Raw genomic sequence first — 20,338 nt, forward strand, 5'->3', positions numbered from 1 at the left:
TCGCGACGGTGCAGCGTCCCCAGACACCCTCAGAGGCTGGCTGCCACAGGGAGACCTGTGCCTTCGTGAAGGTAGCCCAGAAGCGGCTGGCTGGTGACCTCCGCGTGTCGCGGAGTGACCATGGAGCGGATACGACTCGTCGCTCAGCGCTACTCGTACTGCAGCGCCTCCAGCGGGTTCAGCCGGGCCGCGCGGCGGGCCGGCCAGATCGCGGCGAAGATGCCGACCACCACGGAGACGACGGCGAAGATCACCAGCTGCCCGGTCGGGACGGTGAACGTGATCTCGTCCAGCCGGGCGGCCAGCAGCGACGCCAGCACGAGACCGAGGATGATCCCGATCACCGCACCGATCAGCGCGGTGATCACACTCTCCTGGCGGATCATCCGCTTCACCTGACCCCGGGTCAGTCCGATCGCGCGCAGCATGCCGAGCTCCCGGGTCCGCTCGAAGACGGTCAGCACCAGGGTGTTGACGATGCCGAACAGACTGACCAGCACCGAGAGCGCGAGCAGCACGTACAGCACGTTCAGCAGGCTCTTCACGTTGTCGGTCTGCGCCTTCTTGAACTCGTCCCGCGTCATCGCCTTCGCGTTCGGGAACGTGCGCAGGGCGTTCTCCAGCGCAGCCGAGTTCTCCGTCGTCACTCCGCCGCTCATGTTGACGAACGTGAAGACGTTCAGCGGCTGCGTGCTGGCCGAGTCGAACGTCGCGGTCGAGATCGTCACGTTCCCGAACGGCGACCCACCCGCCGGCGGCCGGAAGATCCCGCGGACCTGCAGTTGCAGGGTCGTGCCGGTCGCCATCACCATCGGGAACTGCGACCCCAGTGTGAGCCCGTGCTCGTCGGCGTACTCGGCGTCGACGATCGCGCCGTTGGTCCCGAGCTCAGCGAGTGCTGCCTGCGAGCCGTCCCGCCAGTCGAACGTGAGCAGTTGCGGTGCCGCCGCATCGACCGCGGTGATCACGATCGTCTCGCCGAACGCCTGCGCCTGCCCACCGCGGACGCTGGTCAGCTCCTCCACGCCCGGTACGTCGGCCACCGCGGCGGCGACCGTCGGCGGCAACGGGCTGAAGTTGTTCTGCGCGGTGATCGCGTAGTCGGCGCTGAAGATCCCGTCGACGGCCTGCTCGAACGGCTTGATGATGCCGGCGCCGAGGGTGGCGACCAGCGTGACCAGGGCCAGCCCGATCATCAACGCCGCCGCGGTCGACGCCGTACGGTGCGGGTCGCGCCGGCTGTTCTGCCCGCCGATCGCCACCGCGGGCCGGTCGGGCAGGATCCGCGGGAACTCGGCCGGCCGGCCGAACAGCCGCCGTACCGCCCACAACGGCACCAGGACGAACGGCCAGACCAGAGCCGTGAGTACGACGACGGACCAGCGGGCGATCGGATCCGACACCGCGGCGAGCGGTCGCACCAGGCGCGCGGAGAACAGGGCGACCCCGATGAACAGCAGCAGGACGCCCGCGCCGAGGCACGCCAGCAGAGCGGTTGTCGACAATCCGTCTGCGAACAATCCGACGAGCACCAGGCCGATACCCGCCGCGGCGAGCAGCGCGGCACCCACCGGGCGGAACCGGTGCAGCGGGCCAGGTTCGAGCGTCGCCCCTTCGCGGACCGCGGCGATCGGCGGAACACGGGTCGCCCGCCACGCCGGGCGCAGACTCGCCAGCACCGTCACCAGGACGCCGACCAGGAGCGAGACGACGATCGTGCGGGTCTGGAACACCAGCCCGTTGTTCGGCATCGTCAGGCCGACCGAGTCGAACAGCTTGAACAGCCCGCTCGCGATCGCGAGCCCGAGGAAGAGCCCGACCGCCGCCGAGAGGAACCCGACCAGCAACGCCTCCAGCACGACCGATCCGAGAATCTGCCGCCGGGACGCACCGAGGGTGCGCAGCGTGGCGAACTCGCGGGTCCGTTGGGCGATCGTGATCGACAGCGAGTTGGCGATCACGAACGAGCCGACGAACAGCGCGATCCCGCCGAACACGAGCAGGAACGTCTCCAGGAAGGTCAGGAAGCTCGCCGTGCCCTCCGCGTCCTCGGCCGCCTGGTCCTCGGCGGTCCGGACCTGCGTCGCCTCGGGCAGGATCGGCTGGACCGCGTCGACCAACTGCTGGTCGCTCGTGCCCTGCTTCGCCGCGATCAGGATCTGGTCCAGCTTGCCGGTCTTGTCGAACAGCCGTTGCGCGGTCCCGAGCTCGAACCCGGCCAGTGTCGCGCCGCCGATCGACGACACCGAGCCGAACTCGACCAGCCCGGTGACCCGCATCCGTTCCGCCGCGCCACGGGCCTGCACACCGATCGTGTCGCCGGCCGCGAATCCCTGCTCCTGCGCGGTTTCGGTGTCGATCACAACCTCGTTCGCCGCGGGCCACGCGCCGGCCACCAGGGTGAGTGTGTTGAACTGCGGCAGCGCCGGGTCGACGCTGAAGCCGATGCTCGGCGCGCCGCCGGTCGAGACGGCCTTGCCGTCCTTGCCGATCAGCTGCGCCTCGCCGGAGACGGCGCCGCCGGCCGCGCCGACCTCAGGTAGAGCGCGGACTTCGTCCAGCAGCCCCGCGTCGAACGGCGGCGCGGTCACCGTCCCGTCCTCGGCCGGGTCGAACGCCGCCTTCCCGGTGATCGCGGCGTCGGTGTTCTTGTAGTTCTCCGAGAAGATCGAGTCGAACGCGCCGGTGATCGAGTCCGTCAGCACGTACGTCCCGGAGATCAGCGACACCCCGAGCACGACCCCGATCGCGGTCAGCGCCGTCCGCAACTTCCGAGCCAGCAACCCTTGAAACGCGAACCGGATCACTGCAAGTCCAGGGTGTCGATCATTTGGAGGATGTCGTGCTGGCTGGACTGGCCGGTCTCTTTCACGATCTCGCCGTCGGCGAGGTAGAGGACGCGGTCGGCCATCGCGGCGGCGCGGGCGTCGTGCGTCACCATCACCGTGGTCTGGCCGTACTCGTCGACCGAGCCGCGCATCAGGGTGAGGATCTCACCGCTGGTTCGCGAGTCCAGGTTGCCGGTGGGTTCGTCGGCGAACACGACTGTCGGCCGCGACACCAGTGCCCGTGCGATCGCGACCCGCTGCTGCTGGCCGCCGGACAGCTCGGCCGGGCGATGGTGCAAGCGGTCGGCGAGACCGACCCGCTGGATCAGGTCGGCGAAGAACTGCGGCTCGGGCTTCTCGCCGGCGATCGTCAGGGGCAGCAGGACGTTGTCCCGGGCGGACAGCATCGGCAGCAGGTTGAAGAACTGGAAGATGAACCCGATGTGCTTGCGGCGCAGCTTGGTCAGTGCGTCGTCGCCGAGCGTCGTTATCTCGGTGCCGTCGATCCGGACCGAGCCCGACGTCGGCCGGTCCAGCCCGGCCAGGATGTGCATCAGCGTCGACTTGCCCGACCCGGACGGGCCCATCACCGCCGTCAGCTGTCCCGGCTCGATCGACACGTCCACGCCATGCAACGCGTGGACGGCGGTTTCCCCCTCGCCGTACACGCGGACGACGCCCTGCGCCTCCACGACCCCCTGCGTCTCCACGACGTCCGTGGTCCCCTCCAAGCCGACCATCGCGCCCCTCCCCGGCGGATCAGCGGCCCCCAGCCTTAACGGTCACCCCACTCGAGTGTGCTCGCGTACGGCGATCAGATCCAGCCCCGGCGGGCTGCGTGGAAGCCCAGCTGCAGCCTGGTGTCCGCGGACACCAGGTCCATCAGGGCCCGGACCCGACGCTGAACTGTGCGCATCGAGAGGTTGAGTTGGTTGGCCACTGCCTGGTCGGTGAGCCCCGCGAGCAGCAGGCCGAGGATGCGGGCGTCCACCTCGGGCAGACCGTCGGACGGGCCCTCGATCATGCCGTCGGTGCCCAGGACAAGCGGCAGGCCGTCACGCCACACTCGGTCGAACAGAGCGAGCAGTGCGTCGAGCATGCCGCTGCTGTGCACGATGAGCGCGCCGATGCTGCCGCCGGCGCCGGACAGCAAAGGAACCAATGCGATCCGCCGGTCGACGATCAGCAACCGCATCGGCAGCTCCTGCACCACACGCACCTCTTCACCCGCCTTCAGTGAGTCGGAGGCGGCCGCGAAGAATCCGGGCCGGTCGAAGGCGCTGCGCTCGATCAGCACCCGGTAGCGCACACCACGGTTGACCGCCGCGTCCTCTTCCTTGTTTTCCTCGGGTGGGACGACAGCGATCTCTGCCTTGACGAACCCGAGGACCTCTTCCCGCGCGGACATCTGCAACTGCGCGAACCGCTGCCCGACCGCCTTGGCGCCCCGGACGACGTCCACCACATCGCTGACCGACCGCTCGGTGTCGGTGCCGCGGTAGACCTCGGCCAGCGACTCGATCTCGCGCTGTGCCCGTCGCAGCTCCTCCTCACGCTGCACAGCCAAGGCAGCGAGGGCGACCGACGGCGGTGAGGCGACGTACCGGTCCGTGCCGCTGCTGGAGCGAGCGGCCAGGCCGAGCGTCTCGAGCGCGACCAGGGCCCGGGCGGCCTCGACCGGGTGGCAGCCGAGGCGGCCGGCCAGTCCGGCGGCGTCGTACGACGGCACCTCGACGAGGGCGCGGTAGGCGAGTTCTTCGGAGTCATCCAGTCCGAGCACGTCGAGCACGATGCCTCCCAGCAGACGGTGTGTGGCGGGCGGACTCTGGCGGGTTCGCGAATTGTCGCAATCTTGCCAGTCCACGCCCCTCTCTCGCTGGCGGTTTTGCGATGGACTGACCCGCGACAACGTCACGAAGGTGGTCATCCGCATGTTTTTCCGCTCACTGGTGCGCAAAACCTTCGCCGGCGCAGGGATCACGACCCTGCTCGCCGTCGCCGCCCTCCCCGCCTCCGCCGGCCCGCCCGAACCGGCCGCCGAACCGGTTGCCGAAACCCGACCGACGCTGCCGGTGCAGGTCGACACCGAGAAGGTCGTCACCCTGCTGACCGGCGACAAGGTCAAGGTCACGCCGGCCGGCACCGGTCGCAGCAGCGTCCGCTTCGTGCCCGCCGACCCCGCCCAGGCCGCCTACGAGACCCGCACAGTCGGCAAGGACCTGTACGTCGTCCCCGACAGCGCGGCCAAGCTCGTCAACAACGGCAAGGTGGACCAGGCGCTGTTCAACGTCAGCGGCCTGATCCGGCAGGGGTACGACGACGCGTCGACCAGCCAGATCCCGGTCATCGCCACCTACAAGCCAACCGCCCGCGCCGCCCAGCAGGCCGTCCCGTCCGGATCCACCCGGACTCGGACGCTGGCGTCCGTAGGTGCGGCCGCCCTGCGGACCGACAAGGCGCGGGCCCACGAGACCTGGCAGACCCTGTCCACCGGCCGCGACGTCCAGAAGCTCTGGCTCGACGCGAAGGTGCGCAAGAACCTCGACCAGAGCGTCCCGTACGTCGGCGCCCCGCAGGCATGGCAGGCCGGGTTCGACGGCAGTGGTACGACGGTCGCCGTACTCGACTCCGGCGTCGACGCCGAGCACCCGGACCTGGCCGGCGCGGTCAAGGCCCAGCAGAACTTCACCGACAGCCCGGAGGTTGGCGACCGCGACGGTCACGGCACGCACACGTCCTCCACGGTCGCCGGTCGGGGCGTTGCCTCGGACGGCAAGAACAAGGGCGTCGCCCCGGGCGCGCAACTGCTGTCCGGCAAGGTGCTGAACGACTACGGCAGCGGTGAGCTCTCCTGGATCATCGCCGGCATGGAGTGGGCCGTCGCCGAGGGCGCCGACGTGATCAGCATGAGCATCGGTACGTCGGAACCCGTCGACTGCACCGACCCGATGGCGGCTGCCGTCGACCGGATCAGCGCGGAGTCCGGCGTCCTGTTCGTCGTTGCGGCAGGCAACCTCTACGGCCCGGCCGAGACGATCAGCAGCCCCGGCTGCGCCGCGTCGGCGCTGACGGTCGCGGCCACCGACCTGACCCAGACCACTGCCGACTTCTCCAGCCGTGGGCCGGTGATGAGCAACCACGCGGTCAAGCCCGACATCGCGGCGCCCGGCGTGGACATCACTGCGGCACGGGCGGGTGGACGCGGCGACTCGGCGTACACCGACATGAACGGCACCTCGATGGCGACGCCGCACGTGGCCGGCGCGGCGGCGATTCTGAAACAGCAGCACCCGGGCTGGAGTGGCCAGCAGCTGAAGGCGGCCCTGCAGAACTCGGTGCGCTCGGCGAGCAAGGTCGGGATCTACGAGCAGGGCGCGGGTGAGCTCGACGTCGCGCAGGCGGTCACGCAGAAGGTGACCGGACCGGGCACCGTCGACCTGGGCACCTTCGCCTGGCCGCACACGCCGGCGGAGAAGCTCACCAAGCCGCTGACCTACGTGAACGCCGGAGACTCGCCGGTGACCCTCAGCTTCGCTGTTGATGCCCGCGGCAACAACGGGAAGGCCTTGCCGGCATCCCTGATCAGCTTCGGCGCCGGCTCGCTGACCGTCCCGGCCGGCGGCACCGCCGAGCTCCCGGTGACAATCGACCCGTCCGCATCGCTGGACTACGGGCTGTACGGCGCGATCAGCGCCCGGGTGGTTGCTACCGGCAATGACGGCCGGACGGTCGTCACGCCGCTCGGCTTCTATCTCGAGCCCCAGGCCGTCGACGTCACGTTCAAGCTGATCGACCGCAACGGGCAGCCGGCCTCGTCGATCACCGCGCTGGACGTGTTCGACCTGGACAGCATCGCCGCGCAGCGGATCGGGTTCGACGGCGCGGACCGCACTCTGCACCTGCGGGCCGGCACCTACTCGCTGGCGGCCATCATCGCGACCGCGAACGCCGACGGCATGGTCGAGTCGTACTCGTTCCTCGGCAACCCCGAAGTCACGCTGACCGCGAACACCACCATCACGTACGACGCCCGGACGGCGGCCGAGGCCAAGGTGACAACCCAGCGGCCGGCCGAACGCAAGGGCGGCAGCCTGACCTACGGCCGGGTCGTCGACAACTGGATCCTCGCGTCGACCCGCAGCTACGGCACCCAGATCAAGTCCGTCTACCTCGGGACCACGCCGAAGGCTCTCCGAGGCACGTTCGAGGTGGTCGAGGGCTGGCAGCTCGGATCGCCGGCGGGCGCCAAGTCGCCGTACCTCTACAGCCTGGCGTTCGCGCACGAGCAGGAGGTGAAGGGCAAGCCGGAGCACCGGGTGCGCGATCACGAGCTGGCCACGATCGACGCGACGTACCACACGCCGGGGAAGGACTACACCTACTCCGAGTACGTCGATGTGTGGCGGCCGTGGAGCATCCAGCTGATCCCGACCGGGACCCGCGGATCGGTCCCGGCGCCGGCCCGGGTGCAGCACCTGGTCACAGCCGACCGGGACACGAAGGTGTCGCAGATGGTCGGGCATTCGGACTCGATGAGCTGGCCGTTCGCGACCTTGATGACGTCGACGGCGACGTCGTACAAGCCCGGCAGCAGGCACACCGAGACCTGGTGGAAGGCCGGGCTCCGGCCGGGCATGGTCACCGACCAGACCACCGGTCAGAAGTACGTGCCGGCCGCTCGGGAAGGCAACTCGATCTGGAGCAACTTCCCGACCTGGTCGGACACCGAGCCGGGACACTTCTCCCGCGGCGGGTTCCTGGACCTCGGTGGCACCGAGCTGCTCGCGGACGGGGTGTCGCTGGGGAAGTACGGGTTCTACGGGCAGGGGTACTGGGACGTGCCGGCCGCGGCCTCGAACCTCGAGCTGGTGTACGACCTGATCCGGTGGCAGCGCGGTGACTACAAGTGGGAGTCGCCGACGACGGCCGAGACCAGGTGGAAGTTCAGGAGCTCGGCTGCCGACGCGGGCAAGCCCCTTCCGCTCCTCTTCCCGGATTACGACCTGCCGGTCGACCTGAACGACCGCGCACCCCGGCTCAAGGTGTTCCCGATCACGATCAGCGCGGAGTCCGGCCACTGGTACACGCCGGGCCGGTTCACCAAGGCCCAGGCGTGGACGTCCACCGACGACGGCGCCACCTGGACCCAGATCCCGGTCGTCAACCTGGGCGCCAAGGCCGTCGCGCTGGCCGACAACACCAAGGCCACCGACTTCGTCACCCTCAAGGTCGCGCTGACCGACTCCAACCAGAACTCGGTCACCCAGACCCTGACCCGGTTCTACCAGGTTCGCTAGCACGCCAGAACGCCCCGGCCGCGCGGCCGGGGCGTTCTGCTGTACGGAATGCTTAGTGGCGTCGGACCGGGAAGCGCCTCACGGCGCGTGGCCGCTCGTAGCGGCTTAATTTGGGACCCGGGGCTTGCACCGGCCCGACACCTCGAACAGTGTAACGGGTGCCAAAACCCCTTGTCCTGTTGAGATCTCGGGCCTCAAGACGCCATAGCACCCGAAGTCGATCTCTGCAACTACCAGAGTTGCCCGGCGCGTTCGGCGCGCGCCGCGGTCTGCAGCTGGTCGGCCATCTCGACCAGTTTCGACGCCGACAGCACCTGGTCGTGCCCGTCGTCCGCGAGGTGCGCGCGGCCGGTCGCGACGATCCGCGCGAACGCCGCCGCCCGGTCCAGAGTGGTGGCGAAGTCGCCGGTCGCGACACCGCGCAGTACGGCGTCCACCATGTCGCGGACCTCGGCCGGACCAGGTGGTTCGGCGACACCCGCGACCACTGCGTGCACCTCGGCGTACTTGCGGCCGGCGGTGAACTCGCGGGAGACCCCCTCCGCGTTCGAGTGCACCCAGGACCGCAGCAGGTACAGCCGCCAGAGCGCGCCCGGCAGCGAGTCGGCCGGCGCGTCCGACCACAATTCCGCAAGCTCGTCCAGACCGTAGTCGTCGGCCAGCTTCACCACCCGCGCGTGCACCTCGGTGTCCTCCGACGACCGCACGCCGCGAACCAGCAACTCGGCGGTCCGGTGCGCCACCTCGGTCACCGCAGCCGGGTCGGCAGCCCCGGGCAACGACTCGAACAACTTGTTGCCGGGCATGATCGGACGACGCGGATTGGGGCTGGTCACACGCTCCATGGTGCCTGACACCATGACCCGTCGCACGTTGACCCGGCCGAGTCAGGCCCTGGCGGTCAGTACGCTCGGAGACATGGCAGGTGTTCCTGGGGACAAGCGTGCGCGGCTGGCCAAGAATCTGGTCAAGTACGGCGTGCGGTACGGACCGCTCGCGGCCGAGGCGATCAGGCACGGTCGCGAACCCGCGCAGCAGGCGATGCAGGCAGCGCTCGCGAAGCGGGCCGCCCGGAAGAAGGCGATCGAGCACGCGCTCACCGTCCGCGACGGGTCCTTGCTGAAGGTCATCCGGGACGGTCAGGCGATCTTCTTCGTGTTCAGCGGCGACGCGATCGTGACGACGTACCCGCCGGTGCCGGCGAACACCTACCCGGAGCTGCTCCGGCACGCCGACCTGGACAAGCGGGAGCCCGCGGTGGTGCTGGCGGCGCGCAAGCCCAGGATCGGGCCGCGGTTGCCCAAGATGCGGCGCCGCTGAAGGTTGACGCGGGCGTAACATTCCGGACCCGGCGGGGCAACAGGCCTGACGGAGAGTGGAAGGACGTTTCCACGAGGGAGGGCGTCCGCATGCTCTGGAAGATCAGGACCGAACTCGCCGACCGGCCCGGTGCGCTGGCCGAACTCGCTGCACGGTGTGGTGCGGACGACATCAACATCCTGAGCCTGGAAGTGTTCACCGCCGAGACCGGCGCCGTCGACGAGCTCGTGGTCTCGGCCGGCGTCGGCTGGACCGCGGAAGACCTGACCGCGCTGGTCGCCGAGGCAGGCTGTGCCCGTACGACGGTCCGTCCGTGCCAGGCCGACGTACTGAGTGACGGGCCGACCCGTTACCTGCGCGCCGTACTGCGGCTGATCGACGACCCGGTGTCGGTCGACGAGGAACTGGGGAACCTGCAGGGGTTCGACGAATACACCCCGGCCGAGTGGGCGCGGGCCGATGTCCTCGTGGAGATCGCGGGCCGGCTGGCCGAGCGGTTCGAGGGGACCGTGATGGACGGGCCGCGGCCGGGTAGCGGCGTCCCGGAGTTGCGGAAGGCGAGCGTCGCGGACGCGGAGGCCGTGGTGGCGATGCACGAGCGGTGCTCGTACGAGAGCCGGACCAGGCGCTACCACGTGCCGATGCCGAAGCTGACCGCCCGGACCGCGCGGCACCTGTCCGCACCGGCCGGCGGGATCTCGATCGTGGCCGCCGTCGGCGAGGCCGTCGTCGGGATGGCGACGGCTGCGCCGTGGGAGGAGCTCGGCAGTACGACGATGGAGGTCGCCGTACTCGTCGAGGACGGGTGGCAAGGGCAGGGCCTGGGCCAGCAGTTGCTGCGACGGCTCGTCGTCGAGGCGCGGGAGTTGGGCGCCGACCGGGTGGTCTGCATGGTGCAGCCGGAGAACCACGCGATGCTCCGCACCCTCGAGCGGCTGCGGATGCGATCCCGGGCCGTGCAGGACGGCGACAGTTTGATGGTGACTGTCGCACTGTCCGACCAGAGCCTGTCGCATGCGGTGGATCGGCCGCCGGTGCAATATCGTCGGACTCGTGCCACCCCTTCCCCTAGGTCGCTCCCAACACGGTCTGCTGGTCAATCTGCCCGCGAGCACGCGCTCGCCGCTCTTTCAGCTGTTCCTCCGCTTTCTGGTGGCGCTGGGGCTGCTGACCGTGATGGTGCTGATCGTGGTGATCGACCGTGACGGGTACAAGGACAGCTACGACGGCAGCGTCGACTTCATCGACGCGATCTACTACGCGACCGTAACCCTCACCACCACCGGGTACGGCGACATCACGCCGGTGACCCCGGCGGCGCGGTTGATCAACGCCTTCATCGTCACCCCACTGCGGATCGCCTTCCTGGTGGTCCTGGTCGGCACGACACTGGAAGTCCTGGCAACCGAGGGTCGCCGCATCATGCGCGACACCCGATGGAGGAAGCGCATGAAGGACCACACCATCGTCGTCGGCTACGGCACCAAGGGCCGGTCGGCCGTCCAGACGCTGATCAGCAACGGGGTGAAGCGCGACAACATCGTGGTGATCGACCCGCGCGCGCAGGCGATCGGTGACGCGGGCAACGACCAGATGGCCGCCTTCCACGGTGACGCGACGAACCGGACCGTGCTGCGCCGGGCCGAGGTCATGAACGCTCGCGAGGTGATCATCACCACCGACCGCGACGACGCGGCGGTGCTGGTCACGCTGGCGGTCCGGCAGCTCAACCCGGAGGCGCACATCGTGGTCGCGGTGCGCGAGGAGGACAACGTCCCGCTGCTGCGGCAGAGCGGCGCGGACGCGGTCGTCACGTCGTCCGAGGCGGTCGGCCGGCTGCTCGGCCTGTCCGCGGTCAGCCCGAACCTCGGCGAGGTGATGGAGGACCTGCTCACGTACGGCGAGGGCCTCGAGGTGGCCGAACGACCGGTGCTCGGCCGCGAGGTCGGCAAGCCGCCGTCCGCGCTGCCGGACCGGGTCGTGTCGGTCGTCCGGGACGGCCGCGTGCACCGCTACTACGACTCCAGCGTCTCCGTCCTTGCGGCCGGCGACAAGCTCATCGTGGTCCGCCCGGCCAAGGAGACCCCGTGGGCCGAGCGCCCCGGCGCCGACGACGAGGACGAGTGAGCCCTTCCGCTCTCGACCGCTGAGTGCTTACCTTCGGACTGGCGGGGGTGGCTCCGGTCTGAGGATGGTGAGGCATCGTGCGGTGGAGAAGGACGATCAGCGTTGTCGCTGCGGCGTTGATGGTGGGGTCGGGAACGACCGCGGCGCAGAGTCAGGTGGTTGCCGAAGGTAACGAATGGGTCATCGAGTGTGACCCGGGTGCCGCCGAGGCCCGGGGCGGGCCGGCCCGCGAACCGGATCTCGGGCAGGTCCACCAGGATCTGCCGGCTGCGGCGAAGGGCAAGGCCGGGCCGAACTTCAAGGCGACGGTTCCGGTGTACTTCCACGTCGTCACCGACGGGTCGATCGGCGCCCTGACGACGGCGCAGATCAACGCCCAGATCAACGTGCTGAACAACACCTTCGCGGGTGGTGAAGGCGGCGACAACAGCGGCTTCAGCTTCCGGCTCGCCGGGGTGACCCGGACCGACAACGCGGCCTGGTTCTACGCCAACCCGGGTGGCACCAACGAGCACAGCATGAAGCGGGCTCTGCACACCGGTGGCCCGGGCGATCTGAACTTCTACTCGACGACCGCCGGCGCCTACCTCGGCTGGGCGTACCTGCCGGACATCGTGACGAAGCCCGGGCAGGCCTACCTCGACGGCGTCGTCGTCGACTGGGAGTCGCTGCCGGGTACGTCGACGACGTACGAGGGCCGCTACGACCAGGGTGAGACCGGGACGCACGAGGTCGGCCACTGGCTGAACCTCGAGCACACCTTCTACGGCGGCTGCAGCGCGCACGGCGACTACGTCGACGACACTCCGGCGCAGAAGACACCGACCAGCGGATGCCCCGAAGGCAAGGACACCTGCAAGGCACCCGGCCTGGACCCGATCCACAACTACATGGACTACTCCTACGACACCTGCTACACCGAGTTCACCCCCGGACAGTCCCAACGCATGTCCGACGCCTGGCTCCTGTACCGGGCCTGAGCACACACCAGCGAACCGGATCGTGACCTGAACGGGGTCACGGTCCGGTTTCGCGTTGTAGCGAGGGGTTCCCCGGTGTTGACGGTTGTGGGTGGGCGACCCTAATGTCTGATCTGTAAACGATTACAAGAACGATTACAGGAGGCGCGCGTGAGTCGTCCGACGATCGCTGGGGTGGCCCGGGCAGCCGGGGTCTCGGTGGCGTCGGTGTCGCGCGTGCTGAACGGGCTGCCGGCCACCGAGGAGATGGTCGAGCGGGTGCAGCGAGCGGTCGAGGAGCTCGGGTACGTGCCGGATGCGCGGGCCCGGTCGCTCAAGGTCGGCCGGACGTTTCAGCTCACGCTGGCCGTCGCGGACGTCGGCAACCCGGTGTACGTGACGATGATGCGTGCGGTCGAGGAGGTCGTCTCGGCGGCCGGCTACCGCCTCGTGGTGACGACGACCGGCCCGGACGTGGTCGACGAGGTCGCGCTGGTCCGCGGGATGGCCCGCGGCTACGCCGACGGTCTCGTCATCAGCCCGCTCCGCGTCGACGAAGACCTCATCAAGTCCATCCGCGAGTGCGAGGTTCCCGTAGTCGTCGCCGGTAACGTCCCCACCAAGGCCGGCGTCGACACAGTCCGAGCCAACTCCCCGAAGGGCATCGCCCTGGCCGTCGAACACCTCGTCGCCCGCGGCCGCACCCGAATCGCCTTCCTGAACGGCCCCGCCGACACCGTCCCGGGTGCTGCCCGGGCCAAGGGCTTCGCAGATGCCTTGCAGGCGCACGGCTTGCGCCCAAGCGCGTCGGCCGAGGCAACCGACTTCACCTTCGCCGCCGGCCGAACCGCCGCGCCCGACCTGCTGGCCGCCGCCGCCGGGCTGGATGCGGTGATCTGTGCGAATGACCTGCTTGCCGTCGGGTTGATGCATGAGCTTGTGGCGGTGGGGCTCGAGGTGCCGGCGGACGTCGCGGTGGTGGGGATGGATGACAGTGAGCTGGCTGAGCAGAGTTTTCCGCCGTTGACGAGTGTGAATCTGGGGTCGGCGGAGCGGGGGCGGCGGGCGGCCGAGTTGCTGCTGGCCCGGATCGAGGACAGCAGCCGGGCACCGCGGCGAATCGTCGTACAGCCGACCTTGAGCGTGCGGAGGTCCACCCCATGACCGCAACTGTGACGGCGCCGCCGCCCACTCCGGTGAAGAAGGCCGGGCCGCCGAAGCAGAACCGTGAGGCGATCTTTCTCTTCCTGCCTGCGCTGCTTCCGGTGCTGCTGCTCAGTGTCTACCCGCTGGTCCGCGGTATCGCGCTCGGCTTCACCGACGCCCGCGCCGGCCTGAACGTCGAGACCACCTTCGTCGGCTTCGAGAACTTCGGCAAGCTGCTGCAGAACGACCTGTTCTGGTCCTCGTTCCGGATCGGCATCATCTGGACCCTGTCGGTCACGATCCTGCAGTTCGTCGCCGCCCTCGGCCTCGCGCTGCTGCTCAACACCGACATCAAGTTCCGCGGTGTCGCCCGGACGCTCGCGCTGATCCCGTGGGCGATGCCGCCGGTGGTCGTCGCGATCATGTGGCGGCTGCTGCTGCACCCGACCAACGGTCCGGTCAACGAGGTGCTGCAGACCCTGCACCTGACCGACCAGCCGATCAACTTCCTCGGCGACTTCAGTACGGCGCTGCCGGCCGTGATCGTGGTCGGGATCTGGGTCGGCATGCCGATGACCACGGTCACCCTGCTGGCCGGCCTGCAGGGCATCGACCGGTCGCTCTACGAGGCGGCCGCGGTGGACGGCGCGAGCGCGTGGAGCCAGTTCTGGAACATCACGCTGCCGCAGCTGAAGACCGTGATCGTGGCGATCACCAGCCTGGACATGATCTGGAACTTCAACTCGTTCGGCCTGGTCTACGTGCTGACCGCCGGCGGCCCGGGCGGCAAGACGATGCTGCCGATGCTGTTCGCCTACAACGAGGCCTTCCGCTACGGGAACTTCGGCATGGCCGCGGCGATGGGCGACGTGATGGTCGTGATCATCATCGTCTTCCTCGCCTTCTACCTGCGGAACCGACTCAGGAGCCAGGCATGAGAACACGTCCGGCCGCCCGGTTCCTGCAGTACGTCGCCGTCGCCTGCTACCTGATCTTCCTCGGCTTTCCACTGCTTTGGCTGGTGTCCAGCTCGCTGAAGTCGCCGCAGGAGTTCGCCGGCATCACGCCGTCGCTGCTCCCGAAGAACGTCGACTTCTCCAACTACACCGACGCGCTGGAGGAGCAGGGGCTGGTCCGGTCGATGGGCAACAGCCTGCAGATCTCGGTGCTCAGCACGATCCTGGTGCTGATCGTGTCGCTGCCAGTCGCGTACGCGCTGGCCCGGTTCCGCAGCCGGCTGCGGCCGGTCACGAACGGCTGGATCCTGGTCAGCCAGGTGTTCCCGGTGATCCTGATCGTGATCCCGCTGTTCATGATCCTGCGGCCGCTGCACCTGACCAACACGATCCCCGGCGTGGTGATCGTCTACATGGTCTGGTCGCTGCCGTTCGCGTTGTGGATGTTGCAGGGGTACGTCGCCGCCGTGCCGCGGGAGCTGGAGGAGGCGGCCTCGGTGGACGGGGCCGGGCGGCTGCGCACGATCGTGTCGATCGTGATGCCGTTGCTGCGGCCCGGGTTGATCGCGACCGCGATGTTCACCTTCATCTCGGCGTGGAACGAGTTCTTCTTCGCTCTGGTCCTGCTGCAGGACCCCGAGCTCAAAACGCTGCCGCTGGTGCTGGCCCGCTTCGTCGGTGCCGAAGGTCAGGTCCAGTTCGGACCACTCGCGGCCGCGTCCGTCCTGGCCACTGTGCCCAGCTTGGTGTTCTTCGCCTTCTTGCAACGCCGGTTGACTTCCGGCCTGCTGAGTGGCGCTGTCAAGGGTTAGAAATCCCCTGAGGAGATGCAATGAGAAAAGCAGTAACCGCCCTCCTGGCGGCCGGCGCGCTGGTGACGCTCGCGGCCTGTGGTGGCAACAGCGACGACGGCTCCGGGGACTCCGGGTCGTCGAACGAGAAGGTGACGCTGAAGTTCCAGAGCCTCGCCTTCCAGAAGACCACCGTCACCGCGACCAAGAAGATCGTCGCGGACTGGAACGCCGCCAACCCGAACATCCAGGTCGAGTACGTCCAGGGCAGCTGGGACTCGGTGCACGACCAGCTGGTCACCCAGTTCCAGGGCGGTACGGCGCCGGACATCATCCACGACGAGTCCGCCGACATCACCGGCTTCGCCAACCAGGGGTACCTGGCCGACCTGTCGCCTTACCTGAGCCAGGAGACGAAGGACGCGGTGCCGCAGGGTGTCTGGGACACCGTGAAGACCGGCGACGGCAAGATCATCGCGGCGCCGACGCTGCTGCAGTCGTATGTCGTGTTCGGCAACTCGGCGCTGCTGAAGCAGGCCGGGATCGCGACGACCGGTGACTCGCTGAGCTGGGACCAGCTGCAGGCGGACGCCAAGAAGCTGACCACCGGCGGCAAGTTCGGCCTCGGCTGGGGCCTGAAGAGCCCGACCGCGACCGTGCTGAACCTGGGCATGAACTTCGACGCGCAGTTCTTCGAGGGCTCCGGCCGGGACGCGAAGGCGAAGATCGGCGACGCCGAGCTCGAGGTGCCGAAGCGGATCCACGCGATGGCCTACACCGACAAGTCGATCGAGCCGACCTCGCTGACCCAGAGCGGCTCCGACGTACTGCCGGGCTTCTTCGCCGGCAAGTACGCGATGGTTGTCGGTGGCAACTACGCCGCGCAGCAGATGGTCGAGCAGGCGCCGAAGGGCTTCCAGTGGGAGGTGCTGCCGCCGCTGAAGGGCACCGGCACCAAGCAGGCGGCGAACCCGCAGACGCTGTCGGTGCCGGCCGAGGGCAAGCACATCGAGCAGTCCGCGAAGTTCATCGACTACTTCATGAAGGCCGAGAACCTGGCCGCGGTCGGCCAGGGCGACTGGCTGATCCCGACCACCCAGGCGGCCCGGGACGCGATCCTGAAGGAAACCGGCGGCAAGAACGGCTGGGAGCAGACGCTGGCCAGTGGCAACGAGCTGACCAAGGCGCCGTTCCAGAGCGTGGAGAACTACCCGAAGTGGAAGGACCAGATCGCCACGCCGGCGCTGCAGGAGTACCTGGCGAACAAGACCGACCTGGCGACGCTGGGCAAGAAACTGAGTGACGGATGGGGTCAGGTCAACAGCTGATGTCCCTGTTGGAAGAGAAGGCAACGGGTGCCCTCGTCGGCTCGGCGGTCGGTGACGCGATCGGCGGTGCCGTCGAGGGCTGGACCCCGGAGGCGATCCGGGAGCGGCACGGCGGCTGGGTGACCGGCATCGTCGGGCCGTGGTACGACGACTGGCGCACCGCCCGCCCGATCGCGCCGTACCACAAGGGCGACGGGCACATCACCGACGACACCTTGATGACGCACGCGCTGGTCGAGGTGTACGACGAGCGCCGCACGCACCTGGACGCGTACGCGATCGCGGACCTGCTGGTGCCGAAGATGCTGACCGGGCGCCGCTGGGTGCCCGAGCTCGAGACCGACGCGCTACTGCTGCACCGGGTGTTCCTGGCCGAGAAGTGGCTGGTCACCCGGTTGCACTACGGGCACGTCGACCCGCGGGAGGCCGGCGTCGGCAACATCGTCAACTGCGGTGCGGCGATGTACATGGCGCCGGTCGGGATCGCGAACGCCGGCGACCCGGAGGGCGCCTACGCCGAGGCGATCGACCTGGCCGGCGCCCACCAGTCGAGCTACGGGCGGGAGGCGGCCGGGGTGTTCGCGGCCGCCGTCGCCGCCGCGATGGCCCCGGACGCCACCGCGGCGTCGGCGGTGGACGCTGCGCTGAGCCTGGCCAAGGACGGCACTCGGAGGGCCGTCGAGGCGGTGGCCGACGCGGCCGACGGGATCATCGACTGGGAGCAGGCGATTCCGCTGCTGCGCAAGGCGATCGAGCCGTTCGACACGGTCGGGCCGGACTACCGGGACCAGTCGCTGGACGCCCGCCGGCCGAGCCGGACCAAGGCGATCGAGGAGCTTCCGGTCGCGCTCGGCTTCGTGCTGGTCTCCGGAGGCGACGTACGGCGTGCCGTCCTCGGCGGCACGAACTACGGCCGGGACGCGGACTCGATCGCGTCGATGGCCGGCGCGATCACGGGTGCGCTGAACGGCCTGGCCGGCGTGCCGGCGGACTGGGCGGCCGACGTCGCCGAGGCGAGCAAGACGAACCTGGAGCGACCAGGCCGGGTGATGGCGTCGGTGGCGGAGGACATCCGCACGGCCGACGCCAAGCGGTGGGCCCGGCGGACGGCCGTGTTGGACGCGCTGGTCTGAATGTCAGTTGGCAAACGCCTCCAGCTCCACGATCCGCGAGTACCCGTGGTCGTTGGAGTCGTGGCTGACGAGTTGGACGGCGTCGACCGCTTGCGGCGGGAAGGTCACCGTGACGCGACCCTGCACGTTGCCGCGCACCTCGCCGACCGTCGTCCAGGCGCCCGCGGTGCGGACCTGGATGTCGAAGTCGCGGAGGCCCATCACGGCCGCGGGGTAGCGGGCCGAGTCGAGGGTCTGGAGGACGATGCGGCCGACCGTCGTGGGTTGCTCAAAGTCGACGCCGTACGTGTCGGGGAAAACGCCTTTGGTGGCGTCGTGCCAGCCGCTGGCGCCCCACTGCTCGGAGTCGGCGTTGCCGTCGACGCCGCCGCACAACCGCATGTTGCCGTGCGTGGACGATGCGATGGCCTGCTCGCCGAGGAGCAGGTTGTCGCGCGGAGGCACGGGCCGGACGGTGACGGGGACGCGCAGGCGCTCCCGGCCGACGCTGAGGTTCACGTCGTACGTCGCGGGGGCGGTGCCGCGCGGGATGGTGATCTCGAGCGGCGCCTTGACCAATTGGTCGACCGGAAGGTAGCTGGAGAACTGGTGGCGGGACAGCGTGAGCTCCGGGTCGCTGCTGATCCGCATGTCGGCGATGGTCGGCTTGCGGCCGGTGTTGGTCATGCCGAGGGTGAGCTTGCCGGACGGGAAGCACGGCAATGGGACCACCTCGACCGGCTGCGGGGTGGCGCTGATCTCGACGGCGTTGTTGTTGCTGACGGCAACTGCGACTGCCGGGACCAGGAGAAGGAGCAGGGCGGCGCGGTTCATGGCGGGGTCCGTTCAGGCCAGGTGGGTTCCGGGACGGCCGTCCTCGACGACCAGGGTGGCTCGGGTGGATGCCGTGCCGCCGGGCGTGGTGACCCGGTCGACGATGCGGAACTCCGACGTCCACTGGGTGCGGTCCAGTCGGCAGCTGAGGTAGCCGCGCTGGACGTTCTGGAACTTGACGTGCGGGTTCTCGGCGAGCAGGGCTCGGCTGGTGGCGTCGGCGTCGACACCGTCCTTGCCGGACGAGATCGACGTGGTGACGAACTCACTGCCGACCGCGGGAGTCGCCGGGTCGGCGAAGTTCACCCGGAGGTCGGACGCGACGCTGCGGTGCAGGTCTCCGGTCAGGACGACGAAGTTGCGCACCCGCCGGTCGCGGACGCCGGACAGCACCCGGTCGCGGGAGGCGGCGTACCCACTCCAGGTGTCCATCGGCAGCTCGAGGTCCGGCCCGGTCTTGCGGTCAAGCTGAGCCATCGCGACCTGCTGGGCGACGACGTTCCATCGGCTGCTGGACCGGCCGAGGGTGTCGAGCAGCCAGCGTTCCTGCGCGTCTCCGGTGATCGTCCGGGACGGGTCCGTGGTCACGTCGTCCGGTGGCAGCCAGCCGCCGGTTCCGCTCTGGTCGTCGCGGAACTGCCGCGTGTCCAGGACGCTGAGGTCCGCAGTGCGGCCGAAGCGGAGGTGGCGGTGCAGGCGAATGGACGGTCCGTCGGCGGACTGGTCGAGGCGCAGCGGCATGTGTTCCCAGTACGCGCGGAAGCCGTTGGCACGCCGTACCAGGAAGTCGTCGTGCGGCAGGCCGTCCTCGGAGACATAGTCGGCCCAGTTGCCCTCGACCTCGTGGTCGTCGAGCGTCACCACCCACGGCGCCGCGGCGTGCGCAGCCTGCAGGTCGGGGTCGGTCCGGTGCAACGCATAGCGCGCCCGGTACTCGTCCAGCGTGAAGATCTCGCCCGCGAAGTCGACCGGCACGGCCTGGTTGCGGACACCGGCCGTCGGACCGACGCCGACCTCGTAGATGTAGTCGCCGAGGAACAGCACCACGTCGTGGTCCCGCCGTACGACGTCCTGGTACGCCGTGTAGTAGCCGTCGTAGAAGGCCTGGCAGGACGCGACCGCCATCGTCACCGCGGGCTGGTCCTGCGGCGCGGGCGCGGTCCGCGTACGGCCGATCGGACTGAGCTGGCCCTTGGCGCGGAAGCGGTAGAAGTAGTGCCGCCACGGACGCAGACCACGTACGTCGACGTGCACCGTGTGGGCGTACTCCGGCCGGGCGTGAGCGGTGCCGCGTCGTACTACTCTGCGGAACGTCTCGTCTTCGGCGACCTCCCAGTCGACGTTCACCGAGCGGTCGTCCATCCCGCCGAACGGCTCCAGCGGACCCGGCGCGAGACGCGTCCAGATCACCACGGTGTCCGGCATTGGGTCGCCCGACGCGACGCCCAGAGTGAACAGCGGCCGATTGTCGGTGCGATGCGGTATTCCTACTGGTCCAAGACCGGGAAGGTCGCCGGTGAGGGCGAGAGCGGCGGCGGCGCCGGTCGCGGTCAGAAAGCTACGGCGGGTGGGCATGTGACGGAGTATCAGGCAGTCGTGAGACGGCGAACCAGCGGTGCGTTTCGCCTGCTGCAACAGGG

Annotated in this window: 16 protein-coding genes; 10 read left to right on the forward strand and 6 right to left on the reverse strand. The window is 69.2% G+C overall.

The window, feature by feature from the left end; all coding sequences use genetic code 11:
• Positions 1-149 precede the first annotated feature (149 nt).
• The 3 genes from AB0H36_RS31840 to AB0H36_RS31850 all read right to left on the reverse strand — a co-directional run bounded on the left by AB0H36_RS31840 (position 150) and on the right by AB0H36_RS31850 (position 4,617).
• Positions 150-2,807 (reverse strand): FtsX-like permease family protein, encoded by a 2,658-nt coding sequence (locus tag AB0H36_RS31840; RefSeq protein ID WP_360531924.1) that lies wholly within the window; start codon positions 2,805-2,807, stop codon positions 150-152.
• Positions 2,804-3,568: an ABC transporter ATP-binding protein gene (locus tag AB0H36_RS31845; RefSeq protein ID WP_360531927.1), complete on the reverse strand. Its 765-nt coding sequence runs from the start codon at positions 3,566-3,568 to the stop codon at positions 2,804-2,806. Before AB0H36_RS31845 ends, AB0H36_RS31840 begins: the two co-directional genes overlap by 4 nt.
• A gap of 74 nt (positions 3,569-3,642) precedes the next feature.
• Entirely contained in the window at positions 3,643-4,617 is a 975-nt protein-coding gene (locus AB0H36_RS31850) for a hypothetical protein (protein ID WP_360531930.1), read from the reverse strand.
• 142 nt (positions 4,618-4,759) lie between these two features.
• Between AB0H36_RS31850 and AB0H36_RS31855 the strand changes: the two genes are divergently transcribed.
• Entirely contained in the window at positions 4,760-8,125 is a 3,366-nt protein-coding gene (locus tag AB0H36_RS31855; protein ID WP_360531933.1) for a S8 family serine peptidase, read from the forward strand.
• Between the two features lie 230 nt (positions 8,126-8,355).
• Here AB0H36_RS31855 and AB0H36_RS31860 read toward each other — a convergent pair whose 3' ends face one another.
• The gene (locus tag AB0H36_RS31860; protein ID WP_360531936.1) at positions 8,356-8,961 is read right to left on the reverse strand and encodes a hypothetical protein; all 606 of its coding nucleotides are present in this window, start codon (positions 8,959-8,961) and stop codon (positions 8,356-8,358) included.
• Positions 8,962-9,043: 82 nt separating this feature from the next.
• Here AB0H36_RS31860 and AB0H36_RS31865 point away from each other — a divergent pair, with 82 nt between their 5' ends.
• From AB0H36_RS31865 to AB0H36_RS31905, 9 genes are all read left to right on the forward strand, one after another.
• Entirely contained in the window at positions 9,044-9,445 is a 402-nt protein-coding gene (locus AB0H36_RS31865; protein ID WP_360531939.1) for a hypothetical protein, read from the forward strand.
• 89 nt (positions 9,446-9,534) lie between these two features.
• Positions 9,535-10,650, forward strand: coding sequence for a GNAT family N-acetyltransferase (locus AB0H36_RS31870; protein WP_360531942.1), 1,116 nt, complete (start codon positions 9,535-9,537; stop codon positions 10,648-10,650).
• Positions 10,622-11,572: a potassium channel family protein gene (locus AB0H36_RS31875; RefSeq protein WP_360532112.1), complete on the forward strand. Its 951-nt coding sequence runs from the start codon at positions 10,622-10,624 to the stop codon at positions 11,570-11,572. Before AB0H36_RS31870 ends, AB0H36_RS31875 begins: the two co-directional genes overlap by 29 nt.
• 77 nt (positions 11,573-11,649) lie before the next feature.
• On the forward strand, positions 11,650-12,552 hold the full coding sequence (locus tag AB0H36_RS31880; RefSeq protein WP_360531945.1) for a zinc metalloprotease: 903 nt from the start codon (positions 11,650-11,652) through the stop codon (positions 12,550-12,552).
• A 150-nt stretch (positions 12,553-12,702) separates the two neighbouring features.
• A complete protein-coding gene (locus AB0H36_RS31885) occupies positions 12,703-13,695 on the forward strand; it encodes a LacI family DNA-binding transcriptional regulator (protein WP_360531948.1) in 993 nt (330 codons plus the stop codon).
• A complete protein-coding gene (locus AB0H36_RS31890) occupies positions 13,692-14,615 on the forward strand; it encodes a sugar ABC transporter permease (protein ID WP_360531951.1) in 924 nt (307 codons plus the stop codon). The genes AB0H36_RS31885 and AB0H36_RS31890 overlap by 4 nt, the downstream gene beginning before the upstream one ends.
• Positions 14,612-15,445, forward strand: coding sequence for a carbohydrate ABC transporter permease (locus AB0H36_RS31895; protein WP_360531954.1), 834 nt, complete (start codon positions 14,612-14,614; stop codon positions 15,443-15,445). The genes AB0H36_RS31890 and AB0H36_RS31895 overlap by 4 nt, the downstream gene beginning before the upstream one ends.
• A 20-nt stretch (positions 15,446-15,465) precedes the next feature.
• The gene (locus AB0H36_RS31900; protein WP_360531957.1) at positions 15,466-16,752 is read left to right on the forward strand and encodes an extracellular solute-binding protein; all 1,287 of its coding nucleotides are present in this window, start codon (positions 15,466-15,468) and stop codon (positions 16,750-16,752) included.
• Complete coding sequence (locus AB0H36_RS31905; protein ID WP_360531960.1) at positions 16,752-17,885, forward strand: ADP-ribosylglycohydrolase family protein; 1,134 nt, start codon at positions 16,752-16,754, stop codon at positions 17,883-17,885. The genes AB0H36_RS31900 and AB0H36_RS31905 overlap by 1 nt, the downstream gene beginning before the upstream one ends.
• Before the next feature lie 3 nt (positions 17,886-17,888).
• Here the strand turns inward: AB0H36_RS31905 and AB0H36_RS31910 are convergent, their stop codons facing one another.
• Both AB0H36_RS31910 and AB0H36_RS31915 read right to left on the reverse strand, forming a co-directional pair.
• Positions 17,889-18,698: a discoidin domain-containing protein gene (locus AB0H36_RS31910; RefSeq protein WP_360531963.1), complete on the reverse strand. Its 810-nt coding sequence runs from the start codon at positions 18,696-18,698 to the stop codon at positions 17,889-17,891.
• A 12-nt stretch (positions 18,699-18,710) separates the two neighbouring features.
• Positions 18,711-20,273, reverse strand: coding sequence for an alkaline phosphatase D family protein (locus tag AB0H36_RS31915; RefSeq protein ID WP_360531966.1), 1,563 nt, complete (start codon positions 20,271-20,273; stop codon positions 18,711-18,713).
• Positions 20,274-20,338: the final 65 nt, after the last annotated feature.

This window comes from Kribbella sp. NPDC050820, from assembly GCF_040653975.1.
Classification (GTDB): Bacteria; Actinomycetota; Actinomycetes; order Propionibacteriales; family Kribbellaceae; genus Kribbella.

Coding starts and splice junctions, on each gene's coding strand:
- AB0H36_RS31845 (WP_360531927.1), bottom strand. CDS start 3,568: ATGGTCGGCTTGGAGGGGACCACGGACGTCGTGGAGACGCAGGGGGTC.
- AB0H36_RS31855 (WP_360531933.1), top strand. CDS start 4,760: ATGTTTTTCCGCTCACTGGTGCGCAAAACCTTCGCCGGCGCAGGGATC.
- AB0H36_RS31865 (WP_360531939.1), top strand. CDS start 9,044: ATGGCAGGTGTTCCTGGGGACAAGCGTGCGCGGCTGGCCAAGAATCTG.
- AB0H36_RS31870 (WP_360531942.1), top strand. CDS start 9,535: ATGCTCTGGAAGATCAGGACCGAACTCGCCGACCGGCCCGGTGCGCTG.
- AB0H36_RS31875 (WP_360532112.1), top strand. CDS start 10,622: ATGGTGCTGATCGTGGTGATCGACCGTGACGGGTACAAGGACAGCTAC.
- AB0H36_RS31890 (WP_360531951.1), top strand. CDS start 13,692: ATGACCGCAACTGTGACGGCGCCGCCGCCCACTCCGGTGAAGAAGGCC.
- AB0H36_RS31895 (WP_360531954.1), top strand. CDS start 14,612: ATGAGAACACGTCCGGCCGCCCGGTTCCTGCAGTACGTCGCCGTCGCC.
- AB0H36_RS31900 (WP_360531957.1), top strand. CDS start 15,466: ATGAGAAAAGCAGTAACCGCCCTCCTGGCGGCCGGCGCGCTGGTGACG.
- AB0H36_RS31905 (WP_360531960.1), top strand. CDS start 16,752: ATGTCCCTGTTGGAAGAGAAGGCAACGGGTGCCCTCGTCGGCTCGGCG.
- AB0H36_RS31910 (WP_360531963.1), bottom strand. CDS start 18,698: ATGAACCGCGCCGCCCTGCTCCTTCTCCTGGTCCCGGCAGTCGCAGTT.
- AB0H36_RS31915 (WP_360531966.1), bottom strand. CDS start 20,273: ATGCCCACCCGCCGTAGCTTTCTGACCGCGACCGGCGCCGCCGCCGCT.